Origin of the sequence: Conexibacter sp. W3-3-2 (genome assembly GCF_009707605.1) — a bacterium.
Classification (GTDB): Bacteria; Actinomycetota; Thermoleophilia; order Solirubrobacterales; family Solirubrobacteraceae; genus Paraconexibacter; species Paraconexibacter algicola.
In genome coordinates, this window is sequence record NZ_WLYW01000001.1 from 2,448,926 (window position 1) to 2,464,370 (window position 15,445).

General features: G+C 74.9%; 13 protein-coding genes. 7 read left to right on the forward strand and 6 right to left on the reverse strand.

Annotated features, from left to right (window positions below; genetic code table 11):
* Window positions 1-3: 3 nt before the first annotated feature.
* The gene (locus GKE82_RS11885) at window positions 4-1,707 is read right to left on the reverse strand and encodes a thioredoxin-like domain-containing protein (RefSeq protein WP_158276600.1); all 1,704 of its coding nucleotides are present in this window, start codon (window positions 1,705-1,707) and stop codon (window positions 4-6) included.
* Between the two features lie 24 nt (window positions 1,708-1,731).
* Between GKE82_RS11885 and GKE82_RS11890 the strand changes: the two genes are divergently transcribed.
* Complete coding sequence (locus GKE82_RS11890) at window positions 1,732-3,027, forward strand: GAF domain-containing sensor histidine kinase (protein WP_158276601.1); 1,296 nt, start codon at window positions 1,732-1,734, stop codon at window positions 3,025-3,027.
* Here GKE82_RS11890 and nhaA read toward each other — a convergent pair.
* From nhaA to GKE82_RS11905, 3 genes are read right to left on the reverse strand one after another with little or no spacing between them, the layout of a single operon-like run.
* Window positions 3,012-4,163, reverse strand: coding sequence for a Na+/H+ antiporter NhaA (nhaA, locus tag GKE82_RS11895; RefSeq protein WP_309233562.1), 1,152 nt, complete (start codon window positions 4,161-4,163; stop codon window positions 3,012-3,014). The two genes, GKE82_RS11890 and nhaA, sit on opposite strands and share 16 nt — an antisense overlap.
* Window positions 4,160-4,627 carry an HPP family protein gene (locus GKE82_RS28395; RefSeq protein ID WP_146175228.1) on the reverse strand — a complete coding sequence of 156 codons (468 nt, stop codon included), beginning with the start codon at window positions 4,625-4,627 and terminating at the stop codon, window positions 4,160-4,162. The genes nhaA and GKE82_RS28395 overlap by 4 nt, the downstream gene beginning before the upstream one ends.
* Before the next feature lie 20 nt (window positions 4,628-4,647).
* Complete coding sequence (locus GKE82_RS11905; RefSeq protein ID WP_107567113.1) at window positions 4,648-5,898, reverse strand: SLC13 family permease; 1,251 nt, start codon at window positions 5,896-5,898, stop codon at window positions 4,648-4,650.
* Between the two features lie 156 nt (window positions 5,899-6,054).
* Here GKE82_RS11905 and GKE82_RS11910 point away from each other — a divergent pair, with 156 nt between their 5' ends.
* The gene (locus tag GKE82_RS11910) at window positions 6,055-7,542 is read left to right on the forward strand and encodes a hypothetical protein (RefSeq protein ID WP_154733433.1); all 1,488 of its coding nucleotides are present in this window, start codon (window positions 6,055-6,057) and stop codon (window positions 7,540-7,542) included.
* Window positions 7,543-7,548: 6 nt separating this feature from the next.
* On the opposite strand, the gene GKE82_RS11915 is transcribed toward GKE82_RS11910, so the two are convergent.
* Together GKE82_RS11915 and GKE82_RS11920 are read right to left on the reverse strand one after the other, a co-directional pair.
* Window positions 7,549-10,131, reverse strand: coding sequence for an AAA family ATPase (locus GKE82_RS11915; RefSeq protein ID WP_154733434.1), 2,583 nt, complete (start codon window positions 10,129-10,131; stop codon window positions 7,549-7,551).
* 57 nt (window positions 10,132-10,188) lie between these two features.
* Window positions 10,189-10,659, reverse strand: a complete 471-nt coding sequence (locus GKE82_RS11920) for a histidine phosphatase family protein (RefSeq protein ID WP_154733435.1) — start codon at window positions 10,657-10,659, stop codon at window positions 10,189-10,191.
* A gap of 215 nt (window positions 10,660-10,874) precedes the next feature.
* Between GKE82_RS11920 and GKE82_RS11925 the strand changes: the two genes are divergently transcribed.
* From GKE82_RS11925 to GKE82_RS11940, 5 genes are read left to right on the forward strand one after another with little or no spacing between them, the layout of a single operon-like run.
* Window positions 10,875-11,873, forward strand: coding sequence for a hypothetical protein (locus GKE82_RS11925; protein ID WP_154733436.1), 999 nt, complete (start codon window positions 10,875-10,877; stop codon window positions 11,871-11,873).
* A 33-nt stretch (window positions 11,874-11,906) separates the two neighbouring features.
* Window positions 11,907-12,509 carry a TetR/AcrR family transcriptional regulator gene (locus GKE82_RS27065; RefSeq protein ID WP_107567118.1) on the forward strand — a complete coding sequence of 201 codons (603 nt, stop codon included), beginning with the start codon at window positions 11,907-11,909 and terminating at the stop codon, window positions 12,507-12,509.
* A complete protein-coding gene (locus GKE82_RS11930) occupies window positions 12,506-13,729 on the forward strand; it encodes an acyl-CoA dehydrogenase family protein (RefSeq protein WP_196189188.1) in 1,224 nt (407 codons plus the stop codon). Before GKE82_RS27065 ends, GKE82_RS11930 begins: the two co-directional genes overlap by 4 nt.
* A gap of 3 nt (window positions 13,730-13,732) precedes the next feature.
* Complete coding sequence (locus GKE82_RS11935) at window positions 13,733-14,830, forward strand: phosphotransferase family protein (RefSeq protein WP_230316154.1); 1,098 nt, start codon at window positions 13,733-13,735, stop codon at window positions 14,828-14,830.
* Entirely contained in the window at window positions 14,820-15,440 is a 621-nt protein-coding gene (locus GKE82_RS11940; RefSeq protein WP_154733438.1) for an HAD family phosphatase, read from the forward strand. Before GKE82_RS11935 ends, GKE82_RS11940 begins: the two co-directional genes overlap by 11 nt.
* Window positions 15,441-15,445: the final 5 nt, after the last annotated feature.

Below are 15,445 nucleotides of genomic sequence, written 5' to 3' on the forward strand. Positions count from 1 at the left end.
GGCTCAACCTCCTGCGGGGGTGAGGATGACGTCGTAGGCGCGTTCGGTGCGGCGCAGGCGGCAGGCGTCGGGACCGCAGCTCGCGGCGCGCAGCTCGAGCGTGATGCGGCCCGATCCGGTGCCGAGCGGGACCGCGACGCGGGCCGGCAGCGCGTCCAGCCACCAGGTCCGCTCGCCCGGCAGGAGGGCCTCGTCGGTCGCGCGCGCGGTCACGCGGACGGGCGGGCCGCCGGCCGGGTCGAGCGCGTCGCCGTCGAGCGGGACGTCGAGCGTCGCGTGCAGGACGCCGTCCTCGGCCAGGATCGCGGTCTCGGCGACGACCGGGGCCCCGGGCTCGTCGCGCGAGGGTGGCCGGCCGACGTCGATCGCCTCCGCGCGGGCGGCGACGGGGTCGACGAGCACGACGCGGTGCGCGCCGGTGTCGGCGACGACGAGCCGGCCGTCGGGCAGGACGTCGAGGCCGCCAGGCTCGTCGAACCCCTCGACCGGCACGGTCCACAGGTGCTCCCCGCGCCACACGCGCAGCCGGTGGTTGTAGGTGTCGGCGACGAACAGGGAGCCGTCGGGCGCGGCGGCGAGCCCGAGCGGGTGCTGCAGCATCGCGCGGTCGCGGTCCCCGTCGCTCGCGCCCCAGTCGAACAGGCCCTGCCCGGCGAGCGTGCGGACGGTCCCGGCCGGACGGTCGAGCACGCGCAGCGCGGAGCTCTCGGCGTCGAGGAACGCCAGCTCGTCCCGGGCGGTGACCGCGAGCGCACTGGGCTGGGCGAGCAGCGCGCGCAGGGCCGGCCCGTCGAGCAGCTCCTCCGCCCCGGTCCCCGCGATCACCTGCGCCTCGCCGCCCGCGTCGATCGCGCACAGGACGTGGCGGCCGGCCCCGGCGATGACGACGTGCCCCTGCCAGCGCACGACGTCCCACGGGCTCTTCACCTGCTCGGTGAGGAGCGTCCGCGTCCCGCCGGGCAGCTCGATCCGCCAGACGCGGTCGCGCGCGGTCTCGCAGACCAGCAGGGCGTCGGGGCCGTCGAAGCGCACGCCCTGCGGCTGGTAGAGCCCGCCGAGCTCGACCAGGACGACCCCGTCGAGCGTGGTGACGAGCACGCGGTCGTGGCCGCTGTCGGCGACGACGAGCCGCTGCCCGTCGGGGGCGATCGCGACCTTGCCGGGGAACGCGAGCTCGCCGCGCCCGGCGGCGGACGGACGGACGGACGGCAGCGGGCCGGGCGGGCCGAGCGTGCCGGCCTCGCGGGCCTCCTCGACGAGCGCCTCGATCGCGGCGGCGAGCTCGACGGCGTGGCCCTCCCCCGCCACCGTCGCGGCGACGCGGCCGGTCGGGTCGATCAGCACGAGCGTCGGCCAGGCGCGCACCCCGTAGGCGTCCCACAGCGCACCGTCGGGGTCCTCGAGCACCGGGTGCTCGAGCCGCAGCCGGGCGGCGGCCGCGGCGACCGCGCCGTGGTCGCGCTCGTGCGGGAACTTCGGGGTGTGCACGGCGATCGTGGTGAGGACGTCCGCGAAGCGCCGCTCCAGCCCGCGGAGCTCCTCGGCGACGTGCAGGCAGTTCACGCAGCAGCTCGTCCAGAAGTCCAGCAGCACCACGCGGCCGCGCAGGTCGGCGAGCGTCAGCGGCCCGCCGCCCGACCAGCGGCCAGTACTCCGGAGTTCTGGCGCACGGACGCGCACGCGGTGGATGTCGAGGGGTCCGGACACCTGCGGGAAGTATCCTCCCCCCGCGTGACCGGTTCCGCAGGACAGGAGCTCGACGACCCGCGGCGGCTCGCCGCACTCGAGCGCCGTGGCCTGTTCGCCTCCGCTCCCGACACCTCGTTCGACCGCTTCACCCGCATCGTCGCAACGGTGCTCGACGTGCCGCTGGCGCAGCTGTCGCTCGTCGGCGAGCACGAGGAGCGCTACCTGAGCCGTCGCACCGACGACCCCGACCTGGCGGCGATGCTCTCCGGCCCGGTGGCCGACTCGGCGTGCCAGTGGGTCGTGCGCAGCGGCGCCGAGATCGTCGCCGAGGACGCCGAGTCCCACGAGCTGCTGGCCGACAGCCCGGCGATCGGCAAGGGCCTGCGCGCGTACTGCGGCTTCCCGCTGCGCCGGTCCGGGGGCGAGATCATCGGGACGCTCTGCGCGATCGACTTCGCGCCGCGGCCGTGGACCGAGGAGCACGTGAAGCTCGTCTCCGACCTCTCCGACATGGTCGTCACCGAGATCGAGCTGCGCGACGCGCTCGAGCTCGCCACCGAGCGCACGCAGGAGCTCGAGGACGCGGCACGCGGCCTGCGGACGCTGCAGGACGTGCTCGACGAGTCCGAGCACGAGCGCGACCGCACCGAGCGCGTGTCGATCGACCTCGCGTCGACGATCGCGCACGAGCTGCGCACGCCGCTGTTCGCGATCCGCGGGCTCGCCGAGGTGATGCTCGCCGAGGCGCCCGCGTCCGGCCTCGCCACCGACGTGGCGATGATCGACCGGACCGCGCAGGAGGCGCTCGAGCTCGTCAACGAGCAGCTGCAGCTCGCGCGGACGGAGGCCGGGCACGCGGTCGTCGACGCCTCCGACGTCGCGCTCGAGGAGGTCCTCGGCGCGCTGCGCGGCATGATGGCCCCGGTCCCGCGCGCACCGGGCGTCGAGCTCGTCGTCGAGCCTGCGCCCGCCGACGTGCCGGCGCTGCGCACCGACCCGGGGAAGCTCGCGCAGATCCTGCGCAACCTCGTCGCCAACGCGCTCCGCCACACCGAGCGGGGCGAGGTCCGCGTCGCGGCGCGGCTCGTCGACGACGGCACGCGGGTCGCGTTCACGGTCCGCGACACCGGGGCCGGGATCCCGGCCGACGACCTCGAGCGGATCTTCCAGCCGTTCGAGCGGGCGGGCGACAGCGAGGACGGGCGGGGCACCGGGCTCGGGCTGCCGCTGGCGCGCAAGCTCGCCGACCTGCTCGGCGGCACCGTCGACGTCGAGAGCGAGCCGGGCGTCGGCTCGACGTTCACCGCGACGGTCGCGGCGCGCTACGGCGCGACCTGAGCGCGCCGCCGCAGGAGCAGCAGCACGCCGAGCGCGCCGCTCACCAGCGATCCGACGAGGATGCCGACCTTGGCGATCGCGATCTGCGCGCCGTCGACGTAGGCGAGCTGAGCGATGAACAGCGAGACGGTGAAGCCGATCCCGCCGAGCGCCGCCGCACCCCAGACGTGCCCGCGGTCCACGCCGTCGGGCAGCACGCCCCAGCCCGCACGCAGCGCGAGCATCGCCGCGCCGCCGATGCCCAGGAGCTTGCCGACGACGAGGCCGAGGACGATCGCCCACGCGAGCGTGCTGGACGCCGCGTCCTGGAGCGTCCCGCCCCCGAGGTCGACCCCCGCGTTGGCGAGCGCGAACAGCGGCACGATCGCGAACGCGGTCACGTTGTGGAGCCGGTCCTCGAGCTCCTCCAGGACGTTGCGCCCGTCGATCTCCCCGGTGGGCATCAGCAGGCCGATGAGGACGCCGGCGATCGTGGCGTGCACCCCGGACTCGTGCATCGCGACCCAGACGACGATCGCGAGCGGCACGTACTGCCACGGCCGGGTGGCGCCGAGCCGGCGCAGCCCGACCATCCCGACGAGGCCGAGCGCGGAGCCGGCGAGCCACAGGATCGACAGGTCGTCCGCGTAGAAGACGGCGATGATCGCGATCGCGAGGATGTCGTCGACGATCGCGATCGTCAGCAGGAACAGCTTGAGACTCGCGGGGATCCGGTCGCCCAGGAGGGCGAGGACGCCGACCGCGAACGCGATGTCGGTCGCGGCGGGGATCGCCCAGCCCGGAGCGTCCGGCGTTCCGGCCGTCAGGAGCGTGAACAGCAGCGCGGGGAGCGCCACGCCGCCGATCGCCGCGACCACCGGCAGCGTCGCGGTCCGGCGGTCCTGCAGCTCGCCGCAGACGAGCTCGCGCTTGATCTCCAGCCCGACGACGAAGAAGAAGATCGCCATCAGGCCGTCGTTGATCCAGTGGTGCAGGTCCAGCTCGAGTCCGAGGTCGAGCTTCGTCTCCCACAGCGCCACGTAGTCGTCCCCGAGCGGGCTGTTCGCCCACACGAGCGCGACGACGGTCGCGAGCGCGAGGACGATGCCGCCGGCGGCCTCGTCGTGGAGGAACTCGGCGAGGGCCGTGCGCTTCACGAGGCGCGGTCCACCACCCGGGCGGCGAGCTCGCGGAAGAACGCGGAGCGCGTCACGACCCCGACGACGTGCCCGTGCTCGAGCACCGGCACGAGCAGCACGCGGTGGTGCAGGAAGACCTCGGCGAGCTGGGCGTCGCCCGCGTCGACGTCGACCTCGACGTGCTCGGTGTTCGCGTGCGACCCGACGGACTCGGCGATGCAGCCGGCGCGGCGGTCGATCGTCTCGTCGAGGGTGTGGGTGAGGAACCGCATCGACGTCATCTGGTCGAGGTAGCCGGGGAACAGCGCGGCGATGAACTCGCGCTCGCCGAAGATGCCGTGGTAGCGGCCGTCGGCCTTCAGGACCGGGACGGCGGGCAGCTTCGTCGTCGCGAGGATCTCGAGCGCGGCGGAGATCGGGTCGTCGACCGTGACCGTGGGGGTGTCGCGGACGATGGCGATGTCGGTGATCGAGCGGGGCATGGTGCAGGGACTCCGGGTGGTCAGACGTAGCGGATGCTCACGTACGCGGTGGCGACGAGCAGCGACAGCAGGGTGACCGGGACGCCGATCTTCAGGAACTCGACGAACCCGATCCGCCGACCGGCGCGGGCGGCGAGCCCGGAGGCGGCGACGTTGGCGGCGGCGGCGATGATCGTGGCGTTGCCGCCGAAGCAGGCGCCGAGCGCGAGCGCCCACCAGTAGGCGTCGTCGTCGCTCTCGTTGAGCTGCTCGACGACGGGGATCATCGCGGTCGTGAACGGGATGTTGTCGACGAGCCCGGAGGAGATCGCGCTGAACCAGGTGATGCCGAGCAGCTCGGCGGTGCGGTCACCGCCGGTGACGTCGGCGATGCCGTCGGCCATCTCGCCGATCGCGCCGGTCTCCTCGAGCGCGCCGACCATCACGAACAGGCCGACGAAGAAGAAGATCGTCGGCCACTCGACGCTCGCGAGCGTCTTCTCGAGCGTCTGCGTCGTGAGCAGCAGCATCAGCGCGGCGCCTGCGAGCGCCACGGTGGCGGGCTCGATGTGCAGCGGCTTGTGGACGAAGAACAGCAGGATCGTCCCGAGGAGCACCGGGAGCAGCTTCTTCAGCTCGGTGGCGTCCTCGATCGCGCGGTCGGCGTCGAGCTCCATCACGCGGCGGCGGGCGTCCGGCGCGACCTGCAGCCGCGACCGGAAGACGAGGTAGAGCAGCGGCACGACGACGAGCAGCGTGACGATCACCACCGGCGCGAGGTTCGTGAGGAACGCGCTGAAGCTGAGACCGGTCGCCCCGGCGATGAGGATGTTCGGCGGGTCGCCGATCAGCGTGGCGGTGCCGCCGATGTTCGACGCGAAGACCTCGATGAGGATCAGCGGGATCGGGTCGATGTCGAGCGCGTCCGCGAGCAGGAACGTGATCGGCACCATCAGCAGCACCGTCGTCAGGTTGTCCAGGAACGCGCTGAGCAGCGCGGTGGAGCCGGCGAGCAGCAGCACGAGCGCCAGCGGCCGGCCGCCGCTCGCCTGGCCGGCGCGGATCGCGAGGTACGTGTAGAGCCCGGTCGTCTCCGTGAGCTTGACGACGATCATCATGCCCACGAGCAGGCCGATGGTCGCCCAGTCCACCGCCTCGATCGCCTGCTCCTGGTCGATCGTCTGCGTGAGCAGGACGAGGACCATGCCGGCGAGCGCGACCTTGGTGCGGTCGACCTTCTCGCTGGCGATGAGCGCGAGCGCGAGGGCGAAGAGGACGATGGCGAGCGTCACGGGAGGGGCGGCTCCGTTTCGGGCAGGGGTCGACGACGTGCCGACCAGGCTTCCCGGCTCACCTGTACGAGAGTCTACCCGGGACCGGTCGCCCCACCCGCCCTGAGTAGGAATTGCTCATGGTGCGCGCGACCGCCCGGGCCTACCGTCGGCCGGGTGCTCCACCCCCGCTCGCTCCTGCCCATCCCGCTCGCCGTCGCGCTGACGCTCGTCCCGGCCGCGACCGCCCCCGCCGCCACGCCGATCCCGCTCGGGACGGTCGCGGCCGCCGACGTCGCCGTCGACGCGGCCGGCGCGGCGCACGTCGCGCTCTCGGGCACCGACGGCGCCGTGTCGCACTGCCTCATCCCCCGCGACGGGACCGGCTGCGTACGGCGCACCCCGATCGCGATGCCGGGCGCGCCGATCGGCTCGGAGGTGCACGTGCAGGTCAACGGGGCCGCGGTGCTCGTCACCGCCGCCCGGTCCACCGGCGATCCCGACGGGGACGGTCCCGCGGTCGCCGTGTCCACCGACGGCGGGGCGAGCTTCGCCCCGGGCGTCCGGGTCGGCTCCTCGCAGGTGCTCGCCGGCCAGCAGGTCGTCGGCCCCGACGGCGCGCTGTGGCACGGCGTCATGTCCGGCGGCTTCCTGAACGTCGTCCGCGCCGCGTTCGACGGCTCCACCCCGACCTCGACGCCACGGCTCGTGTTCGACGGCCCGGGCGCCGGGGTGGACCCGGCCGGGTTCGCGATCGTGGACGGCGTCGCGGTCGCCGTCCGGCCGACCGACCCCGCGGCGTTCTTCGCCCACCCGCTCGGCAGCGGCGACCCGCACGTGGCCACCTCCTGGTCGCCGCCCGGGACGCTGACCCCGACGGCGGGGCGCGTGATCGGCGAGCCGAGCCTCGCGAGCGGCGGGCGCGGCATGGTCCTCACGACGCTCGAGAACGGCTCGCTGGAGGCGGCGATCACCGCCCGCCGCTGGACCGGCGCGGGCTTCGGGCCGCCGGTCGTCCTGTACCGCAACCAGGGCGGCTCCAACAACGCCAACAACGGTGAGGTCACCGCGGACCCCGGCGGCCGCTTCCACGCCGTCTTCACCGGGGACAACGGCTCGACGCTGCGCTACACGCGGTCGGCGGACGGGGGCGCCACGTGGAGCCCCGCACAGGTGCTGACGACCTCGCCCGACCGGTCCGTGCTGCGGGCGCGCGCGAGCGCGGCGGCGGACGGGCGCGGCTTCGCGGTCGCCGTCCGGGGCGAGGAGTGGTTCGCGCTGCCGCTGGAGCCGAGCGCCGGGCTGCCCGGCGAGCCGACGGTCACGACCAAGGTCACCGAGGGCGACACCGACCTGCTGCTCGGCCTGCCCCGGGGCTGCCTGCCCGCGGGCGACGTGCGCGTGACGCTCACCCAGAGGGCGCGCAAGGTCAAGACGCGGCGCAGCACCGGCAGGCGCGTCGTGGTCAAGGTCACGCGGGTCGACTTCTCGGTCGACGGCCGCAACGTCCGCACCGACCGGCGCGCCCCGTTCACCCAGACGCTGCGCCTCGTCGGGCTCGCACCGGGCTCCACGCACGTCGTGCGCGCCCGCGCGTTCCTCAAGGTCCGGACCGGCAAGCAGCGGACCCGCTCGATCCGCCGGTCGGTGCGGATCTGCGCGTGAGCGTCGCTAGCCCGCGGGCTCGCCGTCGAGCGCGGCGAGCGCCCGGGCGAGCTGCCCGCGGTCGGTGAGGTCGAGCTTGCGGTAGACGCTCGCCAGGTGGTTGTCGACCGTGCGGGTCGACACGCCGAGCGCGTCCGCGATCTCGCGGCTGCGCTCGCGGCGCGCGGCGCGCAGCGCGATCTCGTGCTCGCGCCGCGTGAGGAGCCGCGGCCGGTCCGCGGCGCCCGCCGCCCCGTCCAGGCCCGCGCGCAGGGCGGTCGCGCGCAGCAGGGCGCGCCGGGCGTCCTCGGCGCGACGCTGCGCCCGGTGCAGCTCGGCGAGCTGGACGGCGGCGTCGGCGGCGGCGAGCGGGATGCCGGTGTCCGCCAGCGCGCCGACGACGGCCGACAGCGCCTCCGCGTCCCGGCGGCGCAGCGCGGAGGCGTGCGCGGCGAACAGGGGCAGCAGCCCCGGGTCCGCGCGCCGGGCCGCGGCGTCGAGGTCGTCGGCCACCGCGTCGGCGCCGCCGAGCCGGACCGCCTCGTAGCTCGTGAGCGCCCCGAGCAGCACCTGCTCGGCCGCGAGCCCGTCCGTCCCGGCCGCCGCCAGCAGCCGCACGGCGCCGGCACGGTCGCCGTCGTGCACGAGCAGCCAGGCGCGCGCCTGCGCGTGCTGGAGGGCCGCCTTGGGGTCGGCGAGCTCGTCGGGGCCGATCGTGTCCAGCACCTCACGTGCCGCCGCCGCCCGCCCGAGCTGCGCGAGCGCGGTCGCCCGGACGGCCCGCGCGACCGGCCGCAGCCCGACGAAGTCGCGCCACTCGAGCGCCCGGCTCGCCTCGAGCGCGCCGGTCGCCGCGACCCCCGCCCGTCCGACGTGGAGGTCGAGCACCGCGGTCGCGTAGGACCACAGGCCCAGGGGCTCGTCGTGGCGCTCGGCCACCCGGGCGACCTGCCGTCCGACGTGCGCGCGCGCCTCGTCCAGGCGCCCGCCCGCGACGAGCGCGAGGAACTGCGCGAGCTGGAGCAGGTCGCGGGCGTTGGGCAGCAGCTCGCCGTGCTCGGCGGCCAGCGGCAGCCCGGCGCGGACGGCGCGCTCGCAGTCGGCGGAGCGCGCGCCCATCGCGCTGACGAGCGCGGTGAGCAGGTGCGCGTTCAGCTGCGCCGGCCCGCCCGCCCCGTCCTCCGGGGCGAGGTCCTCGACCTGCTCGCCGCGCATCATCCGCCACTTCGCGAGGTCGGCCTCCACGAACGCCGCCCAGTCGGCGTCGACGATGCGGTCGAGCGCCGCCCGGGCGACGGCGATCGCCCCCGCCGGGTCGCCCGCGCGGAGGGCCAGGTGCAGCCCGTGCCGCTGTGCGGCGAGCGCCCGCTCCTCGTCGTCGCCCGCCAGCGCCGAGGCGTGCTCGAGGGCGGCGATCGCCCCGGGGTCCTCGAGGGCGGACAGCGCCCCGGCGCGGACGCGCGCCGCCCGGAACGACCGCGGCTCGACGGCCAGGACGGCCTGCGCGATCCGCGCGGCCAGCGGATGGTCCAGGAGCGCGAACGCGCGCTCCGCCGCCCCGATCGCCGCGGCGGGCTCCGGGGTCTCGCCGACATCGAGCAGCAGCGCGACCGCGCGCAGCCGGGCGTCCTCGTCCTCGCGCGCGAGGAGCATGCCCGCGGCGCGCCGGGCGGCGGTCGCCCACCGGTCCGTGGGGGTGGTCGCGCGCAGCGCCTCGTCGTAGAGCGGGTGCGCGAGCCGGATCTCGACGCCGTCCCCGGCGGGCTCGAGCAGCACGAGCCCGGCCTGCTGCAGCGCGGACGCGGTCCGCGCGTCGGCGCCGCGCGGGTCGAACGGCAGCGGCTGCCCGGCGGCGACGAGCTCGAGGAACGTCCGCGCCCCCCGGTCCAGCCCGGCGAAGCGCGCGACGACGAGCTCGAGCAGCCGTCGGCTCGGCACCAGGGAGCGCAGCGCCCATCCGCCGGGTCCCCGCGTCAGGCCGCCGGCCTGCTGCGCCCCGGCGACGAGCTCGTGCAGGAACAGCGGGTTGCCGCCGCTCTCCTCGTGCAGCGTCCGGGCCGCGGACGGGTCGACGGGTCCGCCGAGCACGGCGGCGACGAGCTCGCCGGCCTCCGCGAGGGTGAGCGGGCGGACCGGGTGCGGCTCCAGCCTGCCGTCCTCGACGAGCCGCTCGATCTCGGGCGGCAGCGACATCCCGTCCCGCGCGGTGAGCACGAGCCGCACGGCACCGCCGAGCGCGAGCTGCTGGACGGCCGCCGTCGACGCGGGGTCGAGGGCGGGGACGTCGTCGACGACCACGACGAGCCCCGGGCGCGCGGCGGCGCGGGCGTGCAGCGCCGTGAGCGCCGCGGACGCGCTGTCGGCGCGGATGTCGAGCGCGGCGAGCAGCGGCGCGAGCGCGCCGAGCGGGATCTGGCGCAGGCCGGGGCCGGCGTGCAGCTCGACGGCGTCCGGGTCGGCGCGGCGGGCGGCCGCGACCGCGAGGCGGCTCTTGCCGACGCCGGCCTCCCCGGTCAGGAGCAGGCCGGCGGGTCGGGCGTCGCGCAGGCGCGACGCGAGGCGCTCGATGTCGTCGTCGCGGCCGACGAACGGCCGGGTCCCCACGGTCATCGCCGCGGATCCTGCCGCATGCGGGGGTGCCCCCGTCGCACCAGCCCGGCGTCGCGCTCAGGCGCCGGCGATCGCGCGTAGCTCGCGCGGGCGCAGCAGGACCGCGAGCTCGCCGCGGGAGCCGTCCATCCGGACGACCGCGATGCCGCCCTTCTTCATGTCGATCCGGGCGCCGGTGAGGTCGTGCACGACCTGGCTGAAGTCGGGCTCGTGGCCGACGAGGAGGATCCGCTCGCCGTCGGAGGCGGCCTCCAGCAGGGCGAGCGCCTCGCCGGCGTCGAGGCCGACGAGGGCGTGGTGCACGACGGGGTCGCCGGGCAGCGCCGCGCAGGCCAGGGCGGCCGTGTCGTGCGCCCGGACCTTCGGGCTCGTGAAGACGATGACGGGCGAGGCGTCCAGGGCGGCGATCGCCTGACCGGCGGCGCGCGCCTGGTCCTCGCCGCGGGCCGTCAGGCGCCGCTCGGCGTCGGCGCGTGTGCCGTGCGGCTCGGCCTCGCCGTGCCGCAGGAACCAGAGCTGTCTGGACATACGCTGCGAACGGTAGCCCGTCGGCGTCCTGTCGCGTGAAGGATCTGCGTCACCGCGGACGGGCACGTGAACGGGTCTACCTGTCCGGGTTCGCCCCCTCCCAGCCAGGTAGACCGCGCCAGGTAGACCCGGTCACGTCCTGTGGCGCACGGTCGGCACCATCGGGTGGCAGACCCGTGGTGTCCCGTCACACCGAACGCGGCATGGTCGAGCGCATGCCCTGCCACCTCGTCCGGACCGTCGAGACGGTCGCCCGTGCGGCGCCACGCGAGGACGGGCGCATCCGTCCCGACCTGCGGCTGCGCCTGCTCGCCGAGCAGCAGCACGCGCTCGTCGCCCGCTGGCAGCTGGAGCGGCTGCGGATCGGCGGCAACACGATCGACGGCTGGCTCGAGCGGCAGCGCCTGCGGCGGGTGCACCGCGGCGTCTACTCGGTCGCGGGCCGCCTCGACGAGGACGCCCGTCGGCGCTGGCTGGCCGCCGTGCTGCTCGCCGGTCCGGGGTCGGCGCTGAGCCACACGGACGGGGTCGCGCTGCACCGCGGCGCGACGCCCGATGCGAGCCGCCGGGTGCACGTCACCACGATCCGGCCGAGCGTCGGCGGACACCCCGGGGTGCACGTGCATGCGAGCAGGCGGCTCGGGGCGGAGGACCTGACCGTCGTGGACGGCATCCCCGTCACGACCCTCGCCCGCTGCGTCTACGACGGCGCGGCCGTGACGGCGCGGAAGGACCTCGTGAAGCTGCTGAACGACGCGCTCGCCGACGGCGCGCTGACCGACACGGACCTCGACGCGATCGCCCGGCGCCGCCGCGGGCTCCGCGGGAAGGGCCCGGCGCGCTTCGCCTCCGCGCGCGCGGAGATCGCGCGGCTCGGGGTCCAGCTCACCCGGTCCGACGCGGAGCAGCGGCTGCTCGCGATCTGCGACGAGCACGGGCTCCCGCGACCGACGATGAACCATCGGGCCGACGGCTACGAGATCGACGCGGCGTACGTCGACCTGCGGGTCGGCATCGAGATCGACAGCTTCGGCTACCACCTCGACCGCGAGAGCTTCGTGCGCGATCGGCGCAAGCTGCGGGCGCTCCAGCGCGCCGGCTGGACGATGCTCCCGTTCGCGGCCGTCGATCTGCAGCGGCGTGGCGCGCAGGTCGCCGCGGAGATCGACTCGGCGCTCGACGACGCCCGCGGCGCGAGCCCGCGCAGGTCTTGACGGCCGCCCTCGCGTTCGCATACTGTCGGGTATGTGAGCGCACCGCCCGCCCCGAGCTCCCGCGCCGCGACGGCCGCCGCCACGCGCACGAAGCTCATCGACGCCGCGATCGAGCGGTTCGCCACCGACGGGCCCGACGCGAGCTTCGACCAGGTCGCCGCCGACGCCGGCGTCACCAAGGGCGCGCTCTACCACCACTTCGCCTCCAAGGACGGGCTGATCGAGGCCGTCTACCGCGAGACCATCCGGCGTCACAGCGAGCAGGTCATCGCGCGCTCCAGCGACGGCGACGGCCGCACCCGCCTGCTCGGCCTCGTCGACGAGAGCGCCCGGCTCTACGGCTCCCGGACCCCGTTCTACTCGCTGCTGACCCGCCTGCACCTCGAGGCCGGCACGTCGCGTCCCAACCTCGCCGCGATCGCGCGCCGCGTCCAGCAGCGCCAGCGCGAGTACATGATCGACTGCGTCCGCTCCGGCCAGGAGGACGGGTCGATCGACCCGTCGCTGGACGCGGTCGCGGTCGGCCTCACCGTCAACGCTGCGCTGCAGGGCTTCCTCGTGCAGCAACTCGAGGACCAGGCCACCCAGCTCGACTGGGTCACGCGGTTCCGCTCCCTCATGGAAGGCATGCTGTGATCGACTTCACGATCCCCGACGACGTCCAGGAGATCCTCGCGCGCATCGAGCGCTACATCGAGGAGGACGTGCTCCCCGCCGAGGCGGAGATCGCCGACCCCGACCACGTCCTCACGAGCTGGCACCTCGTCGAGCGCCTGCGCGACCGTGCGCGCGAGCTCGGGATCTACACCCCGCACCTGCCCGTCGAGTGGGGCGGCCTCGGGCTCGGCGTCCTCGCGATGTCGCTCGTCTCGCAGGCCTGCGGCGTCTCCGGCCTCGCCTCGCTCGGCCTCAACGCCATGGCCCCCGACGAGGGCAACATGCACACGCTGCTGATCGCCGGCACCGACGAGCAGCTGGAGGAGTACCTGCGCCCGCTCGCCGAGGGCCGCACGCGCTCGTGCTTCGCGATGACCGAGCCCGACGTCGCCTCCTCCGACCCGACGAACCTCGAGACCACCGCCGTCCGCGACGGCGACGAGTGGGTCATCAACGGCCGCAAGTGGTGCATCACCGGCGCCGAGGGCGCCGCGTTCGCGATCGTCGTCGCGAAGACCGGCAGCTCCGAGCCCGCCACGCACCGCGACTACTCGCTGATCCTCGTGCCGTGCGACACGCCCGGCTGGGCGATCGAGCGCCACCCCGAGTGGATGGGCTCCCACTCCCCCGGCGGCCATCCGATCGTGACGCTCACCGACGTGCGCGTCCCCGCCGGCAACCTCCTCGGCGGCGAGGGCGAGGGCTTCGTCATCGCGCAGAAGCGCCTCGCCGGCGGCCGCCTCGCGCACGCGATGCGCTGGATCGGCGTCTCGCAGCGCGCGCTGGACATGACGAGCGAGCGGCTGCTGCAGCGCCGCTCCTTCGGCAAGGAGCTCGCGCGCCACCAGGGCCTGCAGTTCATGATCGCCGACTCCGCGATGGACCTCTACGCCTCCAAGCTCATGGTCCTGCACGCCGCCTGGAAGGTCGAGAACGGCCTCCCCTACCGGCAGGAGATCGCGATGACCAAGACGTTCGTCAGCGAGGCCTTCGGGCGGATCGTCGACCGCGCCGTGCAGATCCACGGGGCGGCGGGGATCGCGATGGACCTGCCCATCGCCCGCTGGTACCAGGACGCGCGCGCCGCGCGGATCTACGACGGCGCCAGCGAGGTCCACCGCATGACGATCGCCCGGGAGCTGCTGAAGCTCTCGATGCAGGGACAGTCCACCCGCCAGGCCACCGGAGACATCTTCTAAGCCATGCCGTCCATGGAACTCGCCCACGACGACGTCGTCGAGACACACGAGGAGGGCGCGGCGAACGACCGCGTGCCGCTGCTGGTGCTCTCGTCGCTGCGGACCTTCCTCGACGGCGCCGGCATCGGCACCGGTGAGCAGGAGATCGGGGTCACCCCCGTCGGCGACGGGCACTCCAACCACACGTTCATCCTCGACCGCGGCGCCGACTCCGTGATCCTGCGGCGCCCGCCGCGCGGCCCGCTGCCGCCGTCCGCGCACGACATGCTGCGCGAGGCGCGCGTCCTGCGCGCCGTCCAGACGACCCCGGTGAAGGCGCCCGCGGTGCTCGCCACGTGCGCCGACGAGGCGGTGATCGGCGCGCCGTTCTACGTCATGGAGAAGATGGACGGGCACGTCATCACCGACACGGTGCCCGACGTCCTCGACACGCCCGAGCAGCGGCGCGCCCTGTCCTTCGAGCTCGTCGACGCGCTCGTCGAGCTGCACGCCGTGGACTGGCGGGCCGCCGGTCTGGGCGAGGGGTTCGGCAAGCCCGACGGCTACCTGGAGCGCCAGGTCAAGCGGTTCCTCGGTCTCTGGGAGCACAACCGGACCCGCGAGATCCCCGAGGTCGAGCGCGTCGGCGCCTGGCTGCGCGAGCACATGCCCGCCCAGACCGACTCGACGATCGTGCACGGCGACTTCCGCCTGGGCAACGTCATGTACGCGCCCGAGGCGCCCGCCCGGCTGGTCGCGATCTTCGACTGGGAGATGTCGACGATCGGCGACCCCCTCGCCGACCTCGGCTACCTGCAGATGATGTGGAGCGAGGCGACCGACCCCGACGGCGGGATGTTCGAGCTCAACCGCGTCACGCGCGCCGAGGGCTTCCCGACCCGCGCCGAGATGGTCGCCCGCTACGAGGAGCGCTCGGGCCGCTCGATGACCGACATCACCTGGTACACGACGCTCGCCCTCTGGAAGGCGATCGTGTTCATGGAGGGCAACTACAAGCGCGCCACCAGCGGCGCGTCCGACGACCCGTTCCTCAAGACGTTCGGCGACGGCGTGATCGAGCTCGCCCGCCGCGCCGAGGAGGTGTCCCGGGGTGGCGCGTAAGGGCCTCATCATGGACTGGGGCGGCGTCATGACGACGTCGCTGTTCGCCTCCTTCGCCGCGTTCGACCGGGCGAGCGGTCTGGCCGACGGCACGGTCAAGCAGGCGTTCCGCACCGACCCCGAGGCCCGGGCGGCGCTCGACGACCTGGAGTGCGGCCGGGCGACCGTCGCGCAGTTCGAGGAGCGCTTCGCGGCCGTCCTGGGCCTGGACACCGGGGACGGCCTGGCGCTGCGGCTGTTCTCCGGCGTCGGCCCGGACGACGCGATGCTCGACGCGGTCGAGGCGTTCCGCGCCGCCGGCGTGCGGACGGGCCTGCTGTCGAACTCGTGGGCCGACGAGTCCTACGACCGTGGGCGCTTCGCCACGCTGTTCGACGTGCTCGTCATCAGCGGCGAGGAGGGCATGCGCAAGCCCGACCCGCGGATCTACGAGCTGGCGGTCGAGCGGATGGGACTGGCCGCGCAGGAGCTCGTGTTCGTCGACGACATCGGGGGCAACCTGAAGGTGCCGCGGGCGATGGGCATCCACACGGTCCTGCACGTCGACGCCGCCACGACGCTCGCCGAGCTGCAGGACGTGCTCGGCGTGCAGCTGCCCGCCGCCGCGTAGCGCGC